This is a genomic window from Alkalibacterium psychrotolerans (assembly GCF_054784355.1).
The window spans coordinates 1-20,501 of sequence record NZ_BAAGPH010000028.1 but is presented as its reverse complement, the minus strand read 5'-3'; the positions used below and the strand labels follow the sequence as shown (position 1 = coordinate 20,501).

Annotated in this window: 19 protein-coding genes; 6 read left to right on the top strand and 13 right to left on the bottom strand. The window is 39.2% G+C overall.

What is annotated here, in order from left to right:
* The first annotated feature begins 12 nt into the window (after positions 1-12).
* The 3 genes from ACYVLS_RS04770 (at position 13) to ybaK (ending at position 1,327) form a co-directional block, all read left to right on the top strand.
* Entirely contained in the window at positions 13-153 is a 141-nt protein-coding gene (locus ACYVLS_RS04770; RefSeq protein WP_460321840.1) for a hypothetical protein, read from the top strand.
* A 202-nt stretch (positions 154-355) separates the two neighbouring features.
* Positions 356-688, top strand: coding sequence for a hypothetical protein (locus ACYVLS_RS04765; protein ID WP_460321838.1), 333 nt, complete (start codon positions 356-358; stop codon positions 686-688).
* 156 nt (positions 689-844) lie between these two features.
* Positions 845-1,327: a Cys-tRNA(Pro) deacylase gene (ybaK, locus tag ACYVLS_RS04760; RefSeq protein WP_460321836.1), complete on the top strand. Its 483-nt coding sequence runs from the start codon at positions 845-847 to the stop codon at positions 1,325-1,327.
* Positions 1,328-1,428: 101 nt separating this feature from the next.
* Here the strand turns inward: ybaK and ACYVLS_RS04755 are convergent, their stop codons facing one another.
* Entirely contained in the window at positions 1,429-1,989 is a 561-nt protein-coding gene (locus ACYVLS_RS04755; protein ID WP_460321834.1) for a GNAT family N-acetyltransferase, read from the bottom strand.
* 33 nt (positions 1,990-2,022) lie between these two features.
* Entirely contained in the window at positions 2,023-2,829 is an 807-nt protein-coding gene (locus ACYVLS_RS04750; RefSeq protein WP_460321832.1) for an MBL fold metallo-hydrolase, read from the bottom strand.
* A 243-nt stretch (positions 2,830-3,072) separates the two neighbouring features.
* Between ACYVLS_RS04750 and ACYVLS_RS04745 the strand changes: the two genes are divergently transcribed.
* On the top strand, positions 3,073-3,729 hold the full coding sequence (locus ACYVLS_RS04745; RefSeq protein ID WP_460321830.1) for a hypothetical protein: 657 nt from the start codon (positions 3,073-3,075) through the stop codon (positions 3,727-3,729).
* Between the two features lie 116 nt (positions 3,730-3,845).
* Here ACYVLS_RS04745 and ACYVLS_RS04740 read toward each other — a convergent pair whose 3' ends face one another.
* On the bottom strand, positions 3,846-4,649 hold the full coding sequence (locus tag ACYVLS_RS04740) for an SDR family NAD(P)-dependent oxidoreductase (RefSeq protein ID WP_460321828.1): 804 nt from the start codon (positions 4,647-4,649) through the stop codon (positions 3,846-3,848).
* A gap of 258 nt (positions 4,650-4,907) precedes the next feature.
* Between ACYVLS_RS04740 and ACYVLS_RS04735 the strand changes: the two genes are divergently transcribed.
* Positions 4,908-5,465, top strand: coding sequence for a DUF1697 domain-containing protein (locus ACYVLS_RS04735; protein WP_460321825.1), 558 nt, complete (start codon positions 4,908-4,910; stop codon positions 5,463-5,465).
* A gap of 13 nt (positions 5,466-5,478) precedes the next feature.
* On the opposite strand, the gene ACYVLS_RS04730 is transcribed toward ACYVLS_RS04735, so the two are convergent.
* The 8 genes from ACYVLS_RS04730 to ACYVLS_RS04695 form a co-directional block, all read right to left on the bottom strand.
* Positions 5,479-5,775, bottom strand: coding sequence for a hypothetical protein (locus tag ACYVLS_RS04730; protein ID WP_460321822.1), 297 nt, complete (start codon positions 5,773-5,775; stop codon positions 5,479-5,481).
* A gap of 116 nt (positions 5,776-5,891) precedes the next feature.
* Positions 5,892-6,233: an ASCH domain-containing protein gene (locus tag ACYVLS_RS04725; RefSeq protein ID WP_460321861.1), complete on the bottom strand. Its 342-nt coding sequence runs from the start codon at positions 6,231-6,233 to the stop codon at positions 5,892-5,894.
* 32 nt (positions 6,234-6,265) lie between these two features.
* Complete coding sequence (locus ACYVLS_RS04720; RefSeq protein WP_460321819.1) at positions 6,266-7,708, bottom strand: glycosyltransferase family 2 protein; 1,443 nt, start codon at positions 7,706-7,708, stop codon at positions 6,266-6,268.
* Between the two features lie 43 nt (positions 7,709-7,751).
* A complete protein-coding gene (locus ACYVLS_RS04715) occupies positions 7,752-8,801 on the bottom strand; it encodes a HEAT repeat domain-containing protein (protein WP_460321815.1) in 1,050 nt (349 codons plus the stop codon).
* A gap of 13 nt (positions 8,802-8,814) precedes the next feature.
* Positions 8,815-10,467: a GGDEF domain-containing response regulator gene (locus ACYVLS_RS04710; RefSeq protein WP_460321813.1), complete on the bottom strand. Its 1,653-nt coding sequence runs from the start codon at positions 10,465-10,467 to the stop codon at positions 8,815-8,817.
* A gap of 71 nt (positions 10,468-10,538) precedes the next feature.
* A complete protein-coding gene (locus tag ACYVLS_RS04705; RefSeq protein WP_460321811.1) occupies positions 10,539-13,763 on the bottom strand; it encodes an ATP-binding protein in 3,225 nt (1,074 codons plus the stop codon).
* Positions 13,756-14,118, bottom strand: a complete 363-nt coding sequence (locus ACYVLS_RS04700) for a response regulator transcription factor (RefSeq protein WP_460321808.1) — start codon at positions 14,116-14,118, stop codon at positions 13,756-13,758. The genes ACYVLS_RS04705 and ACYVLS_RS04700 overlap by 8 nt, the downstream gene beginning before the upstream one ends.
* Positions 14,119-17,346 carry a hypothetical protein gene (locus ACYVLS_RS04695; RefSeq protein WP_460321805.1) on the bottom strand — a complete coding sequence of 1,076 codons (3,228 nt, stop codon included), beginning with the start codon at positions 17,344-17,346 and terminating at the stop codon, positions 14,119-14,121.
* A gap of 250 nt (positions 17,347-17,596) precedes the next feature.
* Between ACYVLS_RS04695 and ACYVLS_RS04690 the strand changes: the two genes are divergently transcribed.
* A complete protein-coding gene (locus tag ACYVLS_RS04690) occupies positions 17,597-18,679 on the top strand; it encodes a glycoside hydrolase family 16 protein (protein WP_460321803.1) in 1,083 nt (360 codons plus the stop codon).
* Between the two features lie 88 nt (positions 18,680-18,767).
* Here the strand turns inward: ACYVLS_RS04690 and pdxT are convergent, their stop codons facing one another.
* Together pdxT and pdxS are read right to left on the bottom strand one after the other, a co-directional pair.
* A complete protein-coding gene (gene pdxT, locus ACYVLS_RS04685; protein WP_460321800.1) occupies positions 18,768-19,358 on the bottom strand; it encodes a pyridoxal 5'-phosphate synthase glutaminase subunit PdxT in 591 nt (196 codons plus the stop codon).
* A 1-nt stretch (position 19,359) separates the two neighbouring features.
* Positions 19,360-20,250 carry a pyridoxal 5'-phosphate synthase lyase subunit PdxS gene (gene pdxS, locus ACYVLS_RS04680; protein ID WP_460321798.1) on the bottom strand — a complete coding sequence of 297 codons (891 nt, stop codon included), beginning with the start codon at positions 20,248-20,250 and terminating at the stop codon, positions 19,360-19,362.
* Positions 20,251-20,501 lie beyond the last annotated feature (251 nt).

Sequence of the window (20,501 nt, the reverse complement as noted above, 5' to 3'; positions counted from 1 at the left end):
GGAGGAGTCAATATGAAAAAAAACAGGAAAGTTTTCTCATTGGTACTTGTCGGTGTGATGACGCTTACGTTTTTTGTATCGCCATTGTCAATCCCGAGAATCCCACCTGTTGAATTACGCGCAGCCGTTGAAATTGACCACACTCTAGTTTAGTTTAACCTGTCCCAGCCAATTGGACAGATAAAAGACTTCAAGTATCAGGTACCTATAGCCGGTCAGCAGATATTAACTGCTGGCCGGTTTGTTTTGTAATAACCAGGTTATGTCCGTCCCACTCTGTAAGCATATTAATACTAACTTTTGAAATCTTATGCTATTCTTAAAATGTAAAAAAAAAACAAAAAGGAGTTTTATTATGGCAGACAGACGTGACGAGGAACCAAGAAGAGATGAAGATCCGCGTAGAAGAGAAGAAAACCGACGAACCGGATTATTCGCATTATTTTTCATAGCACTTATTATAATTGTCGGGGTTGTTGTATTTATGTTCTTCTTTGGAGATGGAGACTCCCCTACGGATACGGGTAATGGTGACCAGACTGAAGAGCCAGCAGATGATAATGGTGACGATGCGGACTTGGATGTCGACATTGATTTGGACGGCGACGGCGATGATGCGGATACGGAAACAGATACTGATGCTGATACAGATACCGATACCGATACTGACACTGACGACGGTGAATAAGTTTTAACTCAAAACCGAGTCAAGCAAACGCATATTATATAGTAAAAAGCTAAAACAGAGCACCTGTCTGTTTTAGCTTTTTCTATTGTAATTATTGATATTTTTAGAGATAGTGATTATATGTACCTCCCATATAAAAGAGAAAGAAGGTCTAAAATGATGCGCAAGCAGATTAAATCAAATGTCATGAGGCTTCTCGAACAGCATTCAATACCTTATACTGACCATTACTACTTTGGTACTGATGTAAAAAGCGGTATCGATGTAGCTGAAAAAATGGGCAATAACCCGGACCACCAGTTTAAAACATTAGTCACTGAAGGAAAATCAGGAGATTATTATGTATTTGTCATCCCCGTCACAGCTGAACTCGATTTGAAAAAAGCAGCCCATGCTGTAAACGAAAAAAGTGTCGCCATGATTAAAGAAAGAGAACTTTTACCCCTTACCGGTTACGTTCATGGCGGATGCTCGCCAATAGGTATGAAGAAGCCGTTTGAAACCGTCTTTCATGAAACAGCCGAAACTCTGCCCACTATAATTTTCAGTGCGGGAAAAGTTGGTGTCTCCGTTGAACTTGCTCCCAGTGATTTGGAGCCCCTCCTCCCCCATCAGTATGCAGCCATTATTAAAAATTAACTGGATATAAGAAAGCATGAGTACGAGGTGACTTTTATAGTTGTCCCGTACTCATGCCTTTTTAGTTAATACTTTGAAATGTCTATTATGAACGCTGTAAATCAGTTACCTTTCTGTTTCTGTTCTTCCCATTCAGATTTCAGCAGGCCGTAGATAGCCATAGTGTAATACTGTCCATTAAGGAATTCGTTGTCCCGCCTTACGCCCTCTTTGACAAATCCCAGACGTTCCGGTACCCGTTTGCTTTTCTCATTTTTATCAGCTGCCCATATTTCAATTTTGTGCAAGTTGATGTGGTTAAAGCCATATTCAAGAATGGCTTCTGTTGCCTGAGTGACGATTCCTTTTCCTACATAATCAGGTGACAGCCAGTAGCCAATTTCTCCGCTGTTCACATCCCACGACAGTTGCTTCAAACTAATTGTCCCCGCCGGCTTGCTCTCATATTCTATGAGAAAATGCATGCCTTTTTTTCCCGCGAACTGCAACAGGTATTTTTTTATCAGTTGTTCTGTATCTGCTTCACTATGAATAGGTTTAACCCAACTTCCCCACGTTTCCAAGTGGCTTCTGGAATTAGAAATTAATTGGAATAAGTCCTTAGCATCCTGATAATCAATCAATTTTAATGTCAGCCGGTCATTGACTCTATAATTAAACATAGCTGCTTCCTTCCCTTGCAAGTTTAAAGGTAATCATTTTCTGTACAAACTGGCTTTTTTTATATTGTCCAAGTGGCTGTCCTTCATACCGTCAAAAAATGCGTAGCGCTTGTAGCAGTATTCAGAGAGCTCATTCTCCGGGTTATCTGTTTTCAACTGCTTGAGGTAATAACGGGACTCTGATAATCGCTTTTTAATCTCAGTTTTCGAAGTGGTTACAGACCCGTGACCAGGTACATGGCACCTAATATTATAGTCAGTAATAATTTTGTCAGCTTTATCAACCGTCTGATTGTAATCTTTATAGCTGCTCGTAATAAAAGGTATTTCTACATCGGAAAGGTAATCGCCAGAAAGTAAAATTCCGGACGGCTCTATTACAGTAAATAAACCGTCTTTAGTATGGCCGGGTGCCAGAAAGAAATGCAGGGTAAGCGAACCTAGTTTGAGCTTGTCGCCATCAATTTTTATCAGCCGATCAACTGTCGGATACGTATACTCATAAGGCCGCCTGATATAATACTGCTGGTCAAAAGCCTTCATCTCTTTGATAATAGCTGCTTTATTCTTATTAAGTTGAAAACGTTCCGATGCAATGACAAAAGCCTCAGGAAAGGATCCTGCTCCTATAACATGGTCAAAGTCACTATGGGTATAAATAATGTACAGCTTTCGACCATTCAACCGGTCATTGATAAACTCTTTAATTCTATCAATTTCTTTCGGAAGCCAAGTTGGGTCCGTCATAATTATGGCCTCTTCTGATTCAATAACCGCTGTTGTCGTCTGATACAATGTGCTTTGAAATACCGTGAGATTCTCATCCTTATAATGCAGCATACAATAGCCCCCATCATCCCAAAATTTATTATCAATTTAGAATACATATTATTACTTTTAGTTTATCATTAAATTAGCAAAAAAACGATTTAATGTGACCCAAAGCCCGATATTAGCTTCTAATACTGATTTAAACTATCCAATCTTCTCACCTTACTATTTTAATGAAGTAAGTTATAATCAACTTAACGATAACACGCCTACAATACATAACCAATTTTGATATGAAAGGAGCGTATAGTTATGAAAAAAATTTATGGTTTATTCCTGGCTAGTGCACTCTTTCTAGGTGCCTGTAATAGCGGGGACAGTGAGACAACTGAGGATGAGACAGAGGACATTTCAACTACCGAGCAGACTGATAACACAGATGTCGTTGATGAAGAGATAGATAGTGAGGCAACTGACAGTGAAATGGATACAGACGAAGAACCGGAAGAAGACACTAATGCAGACAATAACGTTTCAACTGATGCCGACGACACTGAGGACTTTGAGTTTGAAGAGCTGGATGAACAGACGCAAGCCGAACTGGATCAGGACTGGGAAAACATAGACTGGGAAAATATCAGACTAACGCGAGCACAGTTTGATGCCGTTCTATATGAAGTACAGGACAACCTCAACGTTCAAACTGGGGAAGATGGAGAGCAGGACGTTTACATTGAAAATATAGACTTTGACGGTGAAACAATCGAAATTACTCTGATTAATAACCAGCTGTCTGAGATTGCTGACTTTGCTACAGGTATGTACGCCTGGGTAATCGACAGCTTTTACCGACAACTTTACCTCAGCTCAGAGTATTCAAACTGGGAAGTCCAGCCTCGAATCATAATCATAGATCAAAACGGTGAAGTTATTACGGATCAGATGGAGTTTATTACGTTTGAGGAATAAAGAATGACTCAGCTATCATTAAGAAAAGAACGCGAGGCAATCTAAGTCCCCGCGTTCTTTATTTAGCCATCATGAGTGAGTGACACTTACCCTAACTTTAAAAACCTATTACATGTTTACAATCCCATTACTGAGCCACCTGAAATTTTAACTGTTTCACCAATAATGTTTTCTCCGGAATCTGACAGTAAAAAGGCAATGGTATTTGCCACTTCCATAGCATTTGAAATGCGACCAGAAGGTAGGTTCTGGTTTTCTATTTCCAACTGCTCTTCAAATGAGCGATTTTCCCGCTTCCCTTTTTTCTTTATACCATCTCGACCCATCTGAGTATCCACATAGCCCGGACAGACCGCATTGACTCGGATACCGTGTTCAATGGCTTCGAGTGCAAATGACTGGGTAAAGCCGTTGAGGGCAAACTTGGACCCAGTATAAGCCGTGCCACCATACGTCCCTCTCAAGCCGGAAAGTGAAGAGACATTCACAATCGCCCCTTCTTTAAGGTCCTTCATGGATTCATATATCTGCTGGGTCAAGAGAATTGGGACGGTAAAGTTCAAATGCATCACCCGCTCCAGTTCTTCCTGCGTCAAGTCTTCCATTATACCTCCGCCAGTTATACCTGCAGAGTTGACTAACAAGGAAACGAATCCTAGTTTTTCTTCAGCTTCCTGAACTAACTTTTCCCTATCTGAAGCATTCGTTAAGTCCGCAACGACCAGATTGACTTTTGATTCGGGGAGATTATTCTGTATCTCATCATTCAGTTCATTTAACACCTTTTCTTTTCTGCCTGTAATAGTTACATTTGCCCCCATTTGAGCCAGTACCTTAGCCGTTTCATAGCCAATTCCACCGGTTGCACCCGTTATCAGCGCATGTTTACCTTTAAAAGTATCAGATGAAAAAATAGACATGATTTACCTCCTGTTTGAATGATTTGGTTTTAGAGTCTATCTAGAGTGTTTCATAAAACGAATTGCATAGCCAGTATTATGTATTGTCATTAACAGGAATAATTCGAATAAGTAAGAAGATTTTAGAAATTTAAGAAACGGTTACAATTAATAACTACCGAAGTGCCCACTATAGTAATGTGTTTAGCCCGTTTATGGTGTATAGTAAAAAGAAAACCATAGTATTTGTAACTGAGTGTACTAGGAAAGGAGAAGCATATGACTAACTATGTGGTCCTCCTACGTGGCATAAATGTCGGAGGAAAAAATAAAATCAAGATGGCTGATTTAAAAGCCGTTCTGACTGATGCAGGATTTTTACACGTGCAGACTTACATTCAAAGTGGCAACCTTATTCTACATTCCAAACCGGATGCTGAACGAGTTCAACTGAAGATTGAACAGTTACTTCTGGAAAAATTTGAACTAAACAGTGAACGCTTAAAGGTATTAGCTCTAAGCACCACTGTTTATCAGGCTGTCGAAGAAGCTCCGAATCATTTTGGCAAGTCAAGCGACGGCAAAGATTACCGATATGATGTTCTCTTTCCGATAAATATCTCAGTCGAGAAAGCCATGTCGGATTTACCGGTTCGAGAGGGAATTGATACTGTCTGGTTGGGTAAACATGTGATTTATTACCGCAGACCAGGGCCCTCTCATCCAGATTATACGAAGAGTGGATTAAACCGTCTACCAAAAAAAGCCGTTTATCAGTTCCTTACGTTAAGAAACTGGAAAACGACAGTTAAGATGTGGGATATGCTAGTTAAATGAGAACGCCATACCTTCAAAGCAACTCTTCTTTAATATGCTCCTCAATATTTTTTGGTACGAGCCTGACTGAAATAACGATAAATCCAATCACCACTGCCAGCATATATATAATTGTAATGGCCAGGGCTTCTACAAATGCGTCACTACCCAAGTCAGCAGCGGAATCAATCGGCATGGAGCTGTAGGGGTGAAGGATAATTCCCCAAAGTATAGTAAGTGTGAAGACCATCAGTCCAAGTAACCACTCTTTAAGTCGGATTCTCTTGGCAAGAAAGTCTGTGATCAAGTACCGCTTTCCCTTAACTTCCAAAACATTTTTCTTCTTTTTGTTGAGTAAACCACTTATTAAAATAGATTTTCTAGTCAACTTGAGTATTCTTTTTCATCCTTTGTTACAGTAAATGTAGTTGTAGCGAGAGGACCTGCTTAATCAATCACCTCGATAGTAATGGCCAGGGCTCCAAATTGTCCTTCCTGCTTTTCTGTGTAGATCTCGTAGGTTCCCTCAAGCATTTCGTTCATTGTCCAGCCTGAGCAGCCCATCCTTTCAAAAGGTTTATTTTCATACAGTTCTCTAAACGTACTGTACTGTTCAATCTTGTTAACCTTCGCTCTGATGGGCTCTTCTTCATTCGGTACGGAAATAAATTCAATTGTGTCGCCTGTTTTTATCCGCTTTCTTTTTTCGTCATTCAAACGAACTTCTATATCTTTTTTTCCAGTTCTAATTGCCAGGAAATACTTTGGATACAGCCCCATTTGATGCATCACTTTTTTTCACCTCTACTTTTATGCGACTTTTAAGTATTCTCCGTTGACTCTTCTTTGTCGGGACTGAATTTTGTTCGAGTCATCTCTCCCCATGTTTTGTTCTGCCTTTTGTATTTTACAAAAGCACTAAATCGCCACCAGGCCGTCAGTTGGCGATAGCCGAAGTTTTCAATGATACTATATAGCATCAGCAGTAAATATTCTTTTATGTCAGAGTATTTAGAAAAATTGTATTCATCTAGCAAAATAGCACTGCTGGATAGAAATACACCATACAATACTGATACAGCCATAAAGAGAATAAAGAATTCAAAATTAATAAGCCCAAGCCAAAAGGATAGAATAAACGAGATATACCCAAGTATTTCAACTGAAGCACCAAGCATCTCCACAAAGAAATAATAAGGCATCGCTATAAAGCCAACTGTGCCATATTTGGGATTAAATAGCATTTTTTTATGATTAAGTAAGCTGTCCATCAACCCACTGTGCCAGCGTTTCCTTTGACTTTTTAAAATTCTTAACTGTTCCGGTACTTGTGTCCAACATACTGGATCCGGTACAAAGACAATTTTATAAGGTGTTTTGTCTTCTCTCATTTTACGGTGAATTTTGACAATGAGCTCCATGTCTTCACCAATGGTGTCTTCGGTATAGCCTCCTGCTTCAATGACTGTGCTTTTTTTGAAAACACCGAATGCTCCGGACACGATAAGCAAAGCATTTAAGCTTCCCAAACCTAAACGGCCAAATAAGAAGGCTCTTAGGTATTCCACCGTCTGATAACGCACAATACTTTTCTTAGCTAAGCGCACCTTTTCGATGAACCCTTTGTCTACTGTGCAGTCATTTACAGGCCTTACTACTCCCCCTGATACAACAACTTCCGGATCCTCCACAAAGGGTCTAATAACCTTAATTAAAGAATCTCTTTCAATTATAGAATCCGCATCAATAGAAGTGACGATAGGGTATTTGGAGATATTAATACCCGCATTTAATGCGTCTGCCTTTCCCCCGTTTTCTTTGTCTACAATGATAATGTTTTCAAAAAGAGCAGATAGGTAAATTCCATTTATTTCCTGAGTGTTTATCTTTCGTCTGTATGGCATGTTTACTTTAGTTAAATTAAAGGCTTCAGTCAGTTCATGTAACGTAGAATCTTTGGAACCATCGTTGACTATGATTAGCTGAAATTCACTGTACTCAAGACTTAGTAAGGATTTGACATTATCGACGACAGTTTCTGCCTCATTATAGCAAGGCACAATAATAGATAATGGCGGTGTGTAACTTGAAGAAGCCATGTCTTCGTAGGACCAGTACTTTTTCTTCTTTCTATCGATATACAGCGCCCTAGTGGCTACGATAAACAATAAAGCATAAAATGTGTTTATCGTTAAAACGTAGTACAATACGAAGTAATTGAACCAGATGATACTTTCTGTCAGTATATTTACTAATAATTCCATAAGGCACTCCTTTTTCAAGATTTCAATTAGTCACGCTGTACTTTTATTTATTCAAAGCTACTCTTTGGAGGACAGCTCCGGCAGCATCTCTTGCAAATCGATCATCCGACTTAAGCAATTGATTTAAGGCAACCAACCCTCTTGTCCCTTGTGCGTGAAGTGAATCGGCTGCATTGCGCCTGACATACCAATTTTCATCACTCATGTAAGTAATTAAGATTTCAGTGGATTCTTCTGTATTTATTTTTCTCAGAAATTTAGCTAAAAAGGCTCTGACCTCCCACTCGGAATCCTCATTCATTGATAGAATGTCGTTAAGATATAAATCATCTCCACTATCTCCAATTTTATAACTTGCTTTCAGAGCAGCTATTCTTATTTCTTTTTCAGGGTGAAGGGCACTTGCCCTTACCCATTTTACACTGCTTGAATACTGCCGCTCTCCCAATTCTTCCAAGGCGATAGCTTTAAGAAACAAGTCATCCGATAGCATAATTTCTTCAAGAATGTCTTGAATTTCCTCTTCGACTAGCTCCAGTAAAGACAGCACTTGATTTTTACCAAGGCGCTTCCCTTCAGAATTCTTCAATAAAATATCTCTAAGCTGCTTTTTGCCACTGATTTTTATGAGGCTTTTTGCTGTGACAAAAAAGAGCTGGGTGTCGGCTGTTTTCAGCTGCTCTAATAATAAAGGCTCGAGGGACTGTAGTTTATACTCTCCAGCTAAATAGGTAGCGGTCTTTTTCTTCCATAGATTGCTGCTTAAAAGATCACGCCTTATTTTGATGCGGGTTTCATTCTTTCCAATTCGATTAAATAGAGCATCCCATTTTTCTTCCGGTATATACGCTTTGTAATCTATAATAAGAGCCTTGCATACTTTTTTCTCAAGATATGATTTAGGTTCAATGCCTATCTCATCTGAAGTGCTGCTAATGTAGCGCACAAATTCATCTTCATATGCCTTTCTTATCATTGCTTTTCTCTTCTTCACACGATTCATGACAATTTTTTTCAATAATACAAAAATAAAAATCGTTGTGTTCACACTTAACAAGCTGATTAATATCAGCCAAATATAGTCTGTATCCATTTAGACCCAACCTTTAGGATGTTAATATTTTTTTGATTTTATGTTCCAGTACATCAAGAGAAATTGGTTTTTTTAAAAAGTCATCTGCGCCTAGTCTCAAACTTTCTAAAACGGCCGCCTCACTTTGCTTACCTGATATCATTACTATTTTAGGATCACTTTCAAATTTTCCACTTTTGAATGTTTTTAAAACTTCTAAGCCCGTGACCTTAGGAAGCATAATATCAAGTAAAACCAAATCATACCTTTCTTGTTTCAGCTTGACTAAAGCCTCTTGCCCATCCTTGGCATAATCAACTTCATATCCTAAATATCCTAGTCTAGTCTTAATGATGTTTGCAAGAAGCAGCTCATCGTCTACGACAAGTATTTTATTTCTCAAAGGACCACCTAAATCATTATGCAAAACACTTTGGTTTTTTCCGTTTTCATTGGCAACGTACAAGGCCTGATCTGCCTTCTCCAGCAAAGATGATTTAGATTGAATCGACTCATTAAATTCCGCTATACCTGAACTAAATGAAATAGTTATTTCATTCTCGTCTTTCATTGGTTTAAATACCTTCGCACCTACTTCTGTGCGAATCTCTTCCATTACGTTCTGTGCTTCACTTCCTGTAGTATTCGAAAATAAAACAAGGAATTCGTCTCCGCCAAATCTAAAGACTTTGCTTTGGGGGGGCAGGTGTTTAACAACCATTTCAACGAAACTGACAAGCACATTATCTCCAAAGAGATAACCATATTTATCATTAATTGCTTTAAAGTGATCTAAATCTAAAAAGGCTACCGAGAAAGGTTCTCCCGTTCTCATATACTTTTGTTTTTCTACTTCAAATTTTTCAATAAAATGTCTGCGGGTAAAGGCCTTAGTCAGCTCATCCTTATTATCTCTTGCCTCATTCAATTTATATTTTTTTATGGAGCCATCTACCCTTGCAATTAATTCCTCTGGATCAAGTGGCTTTTGCAGGTAAATCTCTGCTCCTTTTCTAAGCGCCTCAATTCTTACATCACTATTATTTAATCCTGTCATAAAGAGTAAGGGCACTCTGTTATTGAAGCTGTTAATCTCTTCATATATATCAAAGCCAGATTTTTCAGGCATAACAATATCAATTAAGGCAAGATCTATCGTTCCTGTTTTTAAGTAATCGATTGCCTCATTGGAATTACTTGTTACAAAGACTTCATAACCTTCATTTTTTAACAGCTCAGCCACCAAATTGAGCATGGCAATATCATCGTCTACTACTAATATTTTTCCAGCCTGAAACACTCTCTCGTCTTCTAGGGTGGTGTTTATTTCTAAGTCTTTTACATCAATTAACATATCTGTTAATTGCTTTTCAATCATTTCCAGTAACTTTCCTGTGCCTTTTACTAATGTTGTAATGTGTTTATGGTTAGTGATCAACTCTGCTTTTTCGCTAATCATTAATTCTTCCATCTCTGCTGCAGCATCTGAGATATCCATTAATTCCAGCGTCCCAGATGTTCCTTTTATTCGGTGATAGAATTGATACAACGCCTCATAGTCATCATTTCTTCCCTTGTTCAAATAAGTAAGCAATCGGCGACTAATATGGGTGAGTTGTTCATTATTTTCCACTAAAAATTTATGCTGACTTTTTTTTATCAAATCACGTAATTTTTCTTTATTCAAAATAGCCCTCCTATATTAATAATAGTATGCGCGATGTTCTACCGGTATTTTTAGATTGGTCAACAGCCTCTCTAAAGCTGCTTATTCCCAGCCAATTCAATCATTATGTTTGATAATAATTCCGGAGAATACGGTTTGACCAGATAATCATGAATCGCGTAGTCCGTTAAACTATCTGACGTCTTTTCGATAGCTGAAGAAACAATAACCGGTATATTCTTTGTTTCTTCACTGTTCTGAAGGGTTTCAATTAAATCCCATCCAGTCATACCATCTTCAAGAATTAAATCGACGACTATCCCCAGCAGTTCACGTTCACTGGCAATATTTAATATATCTTTACTGTTGAGGTAATGGATAACAGTAAAGCCATTTGATTTAAGTGACTCTGACAGCATCATAGCCATACTGATGTCATCTTCCACTAATAAAATATTTCCTTTTGATTCAATTTGAAAATAGGTATCTTGATTTAACAACTCACCATCAATTACCGTTTCTTCAACTGGAAAAGCCACTTTAACCGTAGTGCCCCGGTTTTCTTTGGAATCAATAGTTATTTGACCGTGATGGGCTTCTACAATGCCTTTTGTTATGGCTAAGCCCAGACCTGTTCCACCTATTTTTTTGCTGGCGCTGTTGTCAATTCGCTTGAACTTGGTAAACATACTGGACAACTCTGCTTCAGGTATGCCAATCCCATGGTCTTTTACATTAATCACAATTTTGTTGTCTTCATTTTTTATTTGAATGGCAATATTTCCACCCTCTGGTGAAAACTTAACGGCATTACTAATTAAGTTCGTAAAGAGTTGGATGATGCGGTCTTTATCGGCTAAGACCGTTGTCAAGTTGGCTGAATCTTCCAAGTAAATGGGATGATTTTTCTCATGCTTGAACGTTTCAATTACTTCAATCAGAACTTTATTTATTGTTAATGGTTCCATAGTGTACTCTTGCTTGCCCGATTCAATGCGCTGTACATCAAGAAAATCGTTAATCAGGTTTGTTAACCGTTTGGCTTCTTTAAAAATCGTTTCCAGGTATTTCTTTTGCTTTTCAGGCTTCAGCTCTCTCATCAAAAGCATTTCCGTAAAGCCAAGCACACTTGACAGTGGTGTTCTCAGTTCATGACTCACCGTGCTCACTAATTCTGATTTCATCACATCTACTTCATATTCTTTTGTAATGTCACGGTACATGAAAATCGTGCCTGTCTTTTCGCTCTCCATAAACACTGGTGATGTGTATATTTGGATATGCCTTGCTTTATCATCATTCATCTGGCATCGAATTGACTTTAATTCTCTTGCTGTCGGATCTATGGCCTCCTTGAAGAAGGCTTTAACTTTATCCGATTCCATACACTTACTCGTGAAATCTTTGATCCAGGTATCTTTTGATACAGTCTCTCCTTTCTTATAGCTTTCAATATCTACTAAAGCCATTAATTTACTATTAGCTTGGAGCAAGTCACCTTCAAGTGATACAAGTTGAAGGCCTTCAGTGACATTTTCAACAATACTTTCATTTAAACTTCTTTCTTTTTGCACATCTTCATAAATATTTATTCTGCTTAAAGCTATGCTTAACTGACCTAAAAGAACAAGCATTTCCGCAATTTCCTCATCAGTAAAGGGATAACCGATTCTTGTTACTGCTAGGACTAATTCAATGTCGTTCTCATCATTTTTTACTGCTGCATATAGGTCATAGCTGTAGACAGTGTCTAGTGAAATGCCTTTTTCAGTCTTGTACGCTTCTCTTTTTATGACGAAATAACTTTCTGATTCCAGTCGCTCAAGAATGTCTTCCAAGTGATTACCTGTCAAAAAGAGCTTCGCATGACTTTGTGCAACGCCTTTTAAAGCGAACTGTTTCTGTTTCACACTAGTTAACATGCCTTTGTCAAATTCGAATGCCAATTTGAAATAATCGAAGACACTGCTTAAAAATTCATCTCTGTCGACTGTTGCGGTCAGTTCTTTATTCAAATTACTATAACTTTCAGTTTTTTCCTTAGCTTTCTGTGTTTCACTCAATAGTTTTTTAAGGGTCTGCTCGTTTCGCTTGTTCTCTGTGATATCAATTCCAATCAGGATAAAACGGTAAGCTTTTCCATGATCATCTAGAAAGGGAACGATAGTCGCATTAATCCAGTAGTAGTCACCATGTTTTGTCTCATTCTGAATTTTCCCTGTCCAAATCTTACCTTTAGTAATTGTATGCCACATCTTTTCATAAAAAATCTGCGTATGATGACCACTTTTCAACACCCGGGTCGTATGTCCCAGCAATTCTTCTTTTGTAAACTGTGACGTTTTACAGAACATATCATTGACGTTTTGAATAATACCTTTCTCATCCGTGATACATAAAAGTGCAGACTGGTTCAATGCTTTATTAATGTGCTCGACTTCCGTTACGTACTCGCGGAGCTGTTCTTGATTGAACTCCAATTCATCTTGCTGAGATATCAATTCCTCGTTCTGCGCCAGGAGCTCTTCTTCTTTTTCCTGTACTTCTACAGCCATCTCATTGAATGAATGTGCCAAATTGCTTAGCTCTGCCAGTTGATAATTCGAATCAAGCTGTGATGTTTTTCCTTTTTTTAAATTATCTGCAGCTAAAATCATTGAATCAAATGGATCGATAATTTCTTTCAGCAGGCTTTTAATCACTATGAAAAATAATAGAAAGCTAGTCAAGCCTAATACAATAAATCCGGTAGTGAAGTCATTAATCACACCCATCACTTGATTAAAAATAGTATCTCTCTCAAGTTGGACTTCTTCATTAAACGACTGTGTGTAATCTAAAAATTGGTTTATTTCTGAGTTAGTACCCCCGGCTGATAACTCTCTAAGAGAAGCATAATCATCATTTTCAACATAACTAATGGCTAATGGCAGAAGATTTTCTGTATAATTTTCGTAAAAATCCGACAATATAGCATTCAGTTCTTCCTCTTCGCTACTAAGAGGAAGGGTCTGGAAGTATTCAATGTTAGTCCTAAAGGCGCCTAAGTTTTCATTAAGTAAGTCCAGCTCCGATTGGTCTTGAAAGGCATAATAACCTCGTGCTCTAAAAAGTACCTGGGTTAAACTTTCCTCAAGATTATTAACGGCACTATATTTCAAGGTGCTTTCTTCGTATTGATTAGTGATTTCTGTCTGGGCACGCAGGAGTGTAAACACACCTACTGACATAATAAATACAATAAGTGTCAGCAACAGTGCTGCTGATTTATAGAATTTATTCTTGATTTTTACTGTTTGTCTCACCCTTTCACTCATTGATTAGCTCCTCCACAATTTGATAGAGTTCCATCGGACTGAAGGGCTTTTTCATGAAATAGTCTACACCAGCTTCTTTTGCTTGCAGCTGATCTTTTTCCTGTGCTTTAGCTGTTAACATCAATACATACGTATCTTTTATGCTCTCTGAATCGACTTTCTTCAGTAACTCAATACCAGTAAGTTCAGGCATCATGTAATCCAGAATCATGATGTCATAGTTATTCTCATTAATTTTTTCTATTGCTTCCATACCATTTTCAGCCTCATCAACTTGACAATTTAACTCTTCTAAACTATCAACAATAAGCATCCTTAAGACCATTTCGTCATCTACCACTAGTACATTCTTCATTTAATTGTCCTCCATTACGCGTAATAAGTAATCCTGAATGACACTATAAGATTCCTTCAGCCTTTCCTCATAGCCAGGCTGTTCCCATTTATCCCATGTGTAGGTCAGCATCCCATTATTGGATGGCAGCTGGTCGACTAGCTGCTTGTCATTTGTTGCTGCTAGAGTCACACCAATCTGTTCTATGAGTTCGGAAGCTTCCAACCCTTCTGACCATATATCTCCCATAATTTCTTTGTGACTAGGGTCCTTCATATTTAAAAGCAGCCATGGAACACGAACTTCAATTATGCCGCTCTCTTCGTTAATGCTGTAATCAGAGAGTGAATCGTAGTCCTCACTTTCGGGGTTCCCAATACCTTCTTTAAGCAATCCTGTCTCATAATAATCAAACGGGATAAATTCTCCTGTTGAAGGTATAGTCATTGGTTTTGATAGGGCATAATTAATTAAATTAAACTGACCATCATTATTTGTCATCTGCTCTGTAGTATCCAAAAACTGCAGTTCATAACCGTACTCATAGTAAAATGGGTCGTAATAGTTGTCTACCCAGACTCTGCTCTCGTTTTCGGCTGACAGTTCAATGACAAAATCAATGCCTTCATCAAATTTCATCTCATCAGTAAATGGAACAGACTGGTTTCCTTGGTTAGGAATCGTGTCCAGTAGTATAGTAAAATCAGTTTCCCTATCCCATTGACTTTCATCAAAATCAATCATGAAATAAAGAAAGGCTTCGTCATGGTCAACAGAGAGTGCTTGGATTAAGCCCTCTTCTTTTGCGGCTAATTGTTCTGATGCATCCCATTTTTCTGCTCTGCCATCAATTGGTTTAGTATGCGTTTCAAAACTTAACAGTCCAAACCGCTGCTCATTTGTTTGAACATTGGACCAGTAAGGTCTTTGATTCGGATTATCCAGCTCCATTGTATTCCATGTACGCTTAAACCATTCGTCCTGCCAGGTAAACATCAGACCGCCTGCTGCGCCTTGCGCAAACATATCTTCAAACAGTCGAACAATGATTTCCCCTTGTTCTTCTTCAGAAATAAATCCTTGATTCCATCCAAATGGGTTTTTATGTGTCATTCCTCTTGATGCCGGAACACCAAACTCCGCTACAATTAAAGGCATGCGGTGTGCAGCAATTAACTCATTCAAATAGCCGGCATAATTATTTCTTTCGCCCCTATGGTCAATAAAATTGATATAGTCTTCTTCATAATTCAAAAAGTCTGGATAGTAGGGATAAACATGGTAGCTGGCAAAATAACCTGTTTTCAACTCTTCACTTTCATAAATCGTATTCGGATCCACACTCACCAAGTCTTCTTCAATGGATGGCTCAGCCGGGTGATCAAGTAAATCAGTTGTCGGCCAGTTTGTAAAACTGATTGGATGCATTGTCTGGTATTGATTTGTCTGATAGTCAATGACAAACTCCATACGTTCAGCCAACCACTTTTCAAATGCATTGGCTTCTTTAGTTGAGAAGTATTTACCCTCAAATTCGGGCAAATCTGCGTGGCGTGCTTTCGTTTCTTCCACCATTCGCGGATACCACTCAACTCCAAGAATGTAGCCGAGTATATACTCTGATATATCGTATGAATACTCACCAGATGCATGACCGGTACGCTCCGGTAAGATGCTGCTTCCATGAATGACATCTATGACATCTTCAATCTCGTCTTCAAATGAAGTAATAATCTCAGGTAAATAAGCATCCAGCTCCGACTCTAAAGATTCCTCTTCTATCCATACACCGTGCATAACATAAAGAGGTTCTTCTGCTGTTTGATTATGGAGCCAAAGAGCCTGATAAAATTCCGGGGGATGGATAGTATATACCCTAATCACGTTGGCCCCCAGCTCATCTATCTGATCAAGCCACCTGACGTATTCATCAAAGGTAATCCCAGCTTCTCCTGGCCACGTACCTGGTTTAGCCATGCCCATATTGACACCTTTAATGTCGATAGCCTGCCAGTCTCCATTGGAAAACACTTCAAAGCCTGTCTCGGTCACTCGGCTAGAATAGGTGATATCATCTTCAGTTATTTGAGACACCGCTGCGTCATCTTGAGAATCAGTTTCGCGGCTATATATGGTAGTTAATATGTGTCTCATCATCGGCAAGTACGCACGGTAATAAAAAGAAGTATCGCCTCTATACTGAAGCCGGCTAATCGCCTGGTTTAGCCTGTCAAGACCTCTGTATTGATAAAAAGAAGGCGTTGAATCTAAATCAGCATAGTCTCCGGCGAAATAATACAATGGAGTCCCTTGATGGCTCCGGTAGGTTACTGCAGGGAAGTCATCACTTATCGAAAACTCATCTAGTTTCTCTTTTCCTTCTTCGGTCAGTCCTAAATTGTACTCGGCGAGAATGTCTGCATCTGTCGCTTCTATGACATCAAACCAGTAATCATAGCGCGAGGTTAAGGCCCCATCAAAAATTGCTTCTCCTGCCTCAGTAAACTCAAAAGATACGCCGTTCCCTTCAAAGTCTTTGCCTTCTTCTAGCACAACGATAAAGTCATCGTCTCTAACGAACACAAGACCCGGTCCGCTGAAAAGCCACTCTTCTTCCGTTTGCTGCTCATAATTAGCCATCACCCAATTGGGTATTTCATCATTGTCATTGCCATTTAAGTCTTGGAAATAACGCCCTATCCACCCATTCCACTCGAGGCCTAAAAGAGAACTGAAACGCTGTTGGACAGCTGCCTCCGTCGGGCTTGCAAAACTATTGAATTCTGCAATTAGAGTAGTCTGGTCTTCGAAAACTGCTGTTTCAACAAAGGCAACATCTTCCATTGTCAATCCGCCATAAATAAGTTCGGAACGATTGCCTTCTTGACTTTTACCATAAAACTCTTCTTCGTATACACCATATGTATCAGCCATGTAGATTAAATCATGGGTTTTCTCGCTGGTATCAGTCAGTGACGTTATGTAGTAGTTATTATCATCTTGGGGATGAAAGCCGACATAGTCACTGGCAAGGTCGTACTCACTGTCGTCATCTTTAGTGTACTTATAATGATTCAGAGCCCAGGTAATGCCCTTGTGCTCCCGGTAAGTCTGATCTGGGACGGTTTTGTCAAGTATCAGTACATCCAGGTTTCTTCCTGAACTGCTGTGCCATAGAATATACGGAAGTAAAATCAAGGCAACTGCAGTTAGTACAACAATATAAACAAGCTTAATATGTTTTTTCAAGGCATTCATCCTTTTAATTATAGTAGTGTTATCTTAGCATAAACATCCTAATGATACAGCTGATATTATCTCGAATTAATGACAACTAAACGCGTTTAATCATTCGTTACTATTCCCCTTAGGTACACTCGCCGAATACAATCTGAATTGTATGGTAAAATACCTGTGTAATAAGCAGCTGAAAGATTAGCTTATAAGTAATTATACCTTATTGTCTCTCTTCAGTACCCAAGAAATGGAGTTTATTTGCATGCCTATTTTCTCAAAACAGCCCCAAAAATGGCAGTCCCTGCTTTTATTGCTGGCTGGAATTATCACGCTATCCCTGCTACTAGTAGGATTCTCAATAATCTTTAACCGTGAAAGAGGTGAGCAGACCATGAAAAACCAACTGGACACACCATCCGTCAGCCTAACGCAATTACATTTTCATTCTGATACGTTTCTAGACAGTATCGATATGTCCTTGGTTGTTGAAAGCCATAATCAGTCAGCCAGTAATCAGACCCTCTATCTTGGTTTCAGCATAGTCAGTCCGACCAATGAAGTGATTGATTTTCCAGCCAAGCCATTCTCTTTTAATAGTGAACCCGACCAAGCATTGACGCTGTCTTATTCACTTAAAGAGTTGGGCCTTGATTCTATTCTGACTGGACCCTATAAGGCAATTATTGCTATCTGGGATAAGGCGCCAATAACCGATACGTCTACCCCACTTGATAGGATTGACGTGGATGATGCCTTTAGACTTTACAACAGCATCGACTATTTTGAGACGATTGATACTGATCTATGGTACAGCCGCAATGGACAGCTAGGTCGTACGCAACTTAAACATGAACATGTCAGTATAATTAATGACCAACTGACCATTACTCATCCTGCAGGCACATTGGAAGGGGGCGAAATCCAGACAATTGCTTTAAAGCATTATGGTTCATATGAAACCAGCATGAAACTTCCAGATGCTCCCTCTTCAATAACTGGCTTTTTTCTTTACTCAGCACCTGATTTTTATCATGAAATTGATATAGAAGTATTTAATCAACAGGACTCCGAAGTATGGCTGACTTCTTATTTAGACGGCTCGATTCATCATGAAGATAAAATACCCTTGGCTTTTGATCCCACAGCTGATTATCATCAGTATAGAATCGATTACTACCCTGACCGGGTCTCATTTTATATAGACGGTAAACCTGTTAAAACTTGGGAAGACGGCTTTTCGCATAACCCTATGCATTTAATGATTAATAGCTGGTTTCCGACATGGTTGCCAGGAGTAAAACCTCAAGAAGATAAAGAGTTACTGATTGAATGGATAGCCTACTGATTATCTCTAGATAGCAATGCTATTATAAACAAAATAAACTACCAGAGAACGCTGGATTATCTGCGTTCTCTGGTAGTTTTAAATTATCTTAATTGATTGAAACGGACTGGCTGATGGTATTTAAAAAATAATTCAAAACAGCATAATCCTCAGTCAGTTCAGGATGATGGGCAGTAACCAGTACATTCCCTTGCTGAGCAGCCACAATTTTATCATCAATAGCTGCCAGTACATCCACCCCTGGTCCCACCGACTGAATGTATGGCGCACGGATAAATACGGCTTCAACTTTCTGGTCGATTCCTTTAAAATCTATAGAGGCTTCGAAACTGGCTACTTGTCTGCCAAAGCCATTCCGTTCAACTTCCATGTCAATAAAGCCTAACCTTAGATCTGTTGTATCGTGGCTTTTATCTGTACTGCATAGGATTAAACCGGCACACGTGCCAAAAATGGCTTTTCCTTCTTTATAAAAAGCTCGTAATGTCGCTTCCAGTTCCTGTTCTCTTATAAGGCGCCCAATGGCCGTTGATTCCCCTCCAGGAATAATCAACCCATCTAATTTCTCAAAATCTTCTGCTTTTTTGACCGATACGGCTTGAACACCTAAATGGCTTAAGGCTTTAAGGTGTTCAGTGACCGCTCCTTGCAGATTAAGCACACCTACAGTTAAATCCATCTTACCAGCCTCTTTCCTGCATACGCTCAGCTTCAGCCAGATGACTGATTTCAATTCCTTTCATCGGTTCGCCCAAGTCCTTGGATAGTTCAGCCAGAAGTTCATAGTCCTCGTAATGTGTTGTTGCACGGACAATAGCACGGGCAAATTTTTCAGGCGAATCGGACTTGAAGATACCGGATCCGACAAACACACCATCTGCACCTAAGCTCATCATTAATGCGGCATCTGCCGGTGTGGCTACTCCCCCAGCTGCAAAGTTGACAACTGGCAAGCTTCCCAGTTCTTTGACTTCCTTAACTAAATCATAGGGTGCACCAATATCTCGAGCAAAGGTCATCAACTCATCGTCTGATTTTGTTTTGAGTACATTGATTTGGCTATTTACTTTTCTAATGTGGCGAACAGCTTCAACAATATTGCCTGTACCGGGTTCCCCTTTCGTACGCAACATCGACGCGCCTTCACCAATCCGTCTGAGTGCTTCTCCCAAGTCACGGCAGCCGCAGACAAAAGGGACCACATACTCACTTTTTAGCAAGTGATATTTTTCATCTGCTGGCGTCAATACTTCACTTTCGTCGATATAGTCTACGCCCATGGCTTCTAGAATACGTGCTTCAGAAATGTGACCGATCCTAGCCTTTGCCATAACTGGTATGCTGACCGCATTCATGACTTCCTCAATTATTTTTGGATTGGCCATTCGAGCTACACCACCAGCTTTACGTATATCTGACGGAACGCGTTCCAGTGCCATAACAGCAACTGCCCCCGCTGCTTCGGCAATTTTCGCCTGTTCGGCATTGACCACATCCATAATGACGCCGCCTTTTTGCATCTGGGCCATTCCTCGTTTTACTCGTGCACTTCCAATAATTTTGTCGCTCATATATTTTCCTCCTGCGTGCTCTTCTTTTTTTGACTTAGTTAAAAGTATACGTAAAAGAATACGCCTTAAAAACATCCAATTGGATTACTTTTAACCCATCCAATTTATGGTATAATTCTTTAAGAGAGGTAACACCCAATAATCTATGAAAAACTATGTATTAAAAAAATCTTGTTGCTCGTTTGATGCTAGCTATTGATCAGGTTAAATAAAAACTGATTTTTAAAAAAAGTTAGCCTTTAATAAGAGTC

Bases quoted from the DNA above. Each gene is read 5' to 3' on its own strand.
- ACYVLS_RS04770 (WP_460321840.1), top strand. From the start codon at position 13: ATGAAAAAAAACAGGAAAGTTTTCTCATTGGTACTTGTCGGTGTGATG.
- ACYVLS_RS04765 (WP_460321838.1), top strand. From the start codon at position 356: ATGGCAGACAGACGTGACGAGGAACCAAGAAGAGATGAAGATCCGCGT.
- ybaK (WP_460321836.1), top strand. From the start codon at position 845: ATGATGCGCAAGCAGATTAAATCAAATGTCATGAGGCTTCTCGAACAG.
- ACYVLS_RS04755 (WP_460321834.1), bottom strand. From the start codon at position 1,989: ATGTTTAATTATAGAGTCAATGACCGGCTGACATTAAAATTGATTGAT.
- ACYVLS_RS04750 (WP_460321832.1), bottom strand. From the start codon at position 2,829: ATGCTGCATTATAAGGATGAGAATCTCACGGTATTTCAAAGCACATTG.
- ACYVLS_RS04745 (WP_460321830.1), top strand. From the start codon at position 3,073: ATGAAAAAAATTTATGGTTTATTCCTGGCTAGTGCACTCTTTCTAGGT.
- ACYVLS_RS04740 (WP_460321828.1), bottom strand. From the start codon at position 4,649: ATGTCTATTTTTTCATCTGATACTTTTAAAGGTAAACATGCGCTGATA.
- ACYVLS_RS04735 (WP_460321825.1), top strand. From the start codon at position 4,908: ATGACTAACTATGTGGTCCTCCTACGTGGCATAAATGTCGGAGGAAAA.
- ACYVLS_RS04725 (WP_460321861.1), bottom strand. From the start codon at position 6,233: ATGCATCAAATGGGGCTGTATCCAAAGTATTTCCTGGCAATTAGAACT.
- ACYVLS_RS04720 (WP_460321819.1), bottom strand. From the start codon at position 7,708: ATGGAATTATTAGTAAATATACTGACAGAAAGTATCATCTGGTTCAAT.
- ACYVLS_RS04715 (WP_460321815.1), bottom strand. From the start codon at position 8,801: ATGGATACAGACTATATTTGGCTGATATTAATCAGCTTGTTAAGTGTG.
- ACYVLS_RS04705 (WP_460321811.1), bottom strand. From the start codon at position 13,763: ATGAGTGAAAGGGTGAGACAAACAGTAAAAATCAAGAATAAATTCTAT.
- ACYVLS_RS04700 (WP_460321808.1), bottom strand. From the start codon at position 14,118: ATGAAGAATGTACTAGTGGTAGATGACGAAATGGTCTTAAGGATGCTT.
- ACYVLS_RS04690 (WP_460321803.1), top strand. From the start codon at position 17,597: ATGCCTATTTTCTCAAAACAGCCCCAAAAATGGCAGTCCCTGCTTTTA.
- pdxT (WP_460321800.1), bottom strand. From the start codon at position 19,358: ATGGATTTAACTGTAGGTGTGCTTAATCTGCAAGGAGCGGTCACTGAA.
- pdxS (WP_460321798.1), bottom strand. From the start codon at position 20,250: ATGAGCGACAAAATTATTGGAAGTGCACGAGTAAAACGAGGAATGGCC.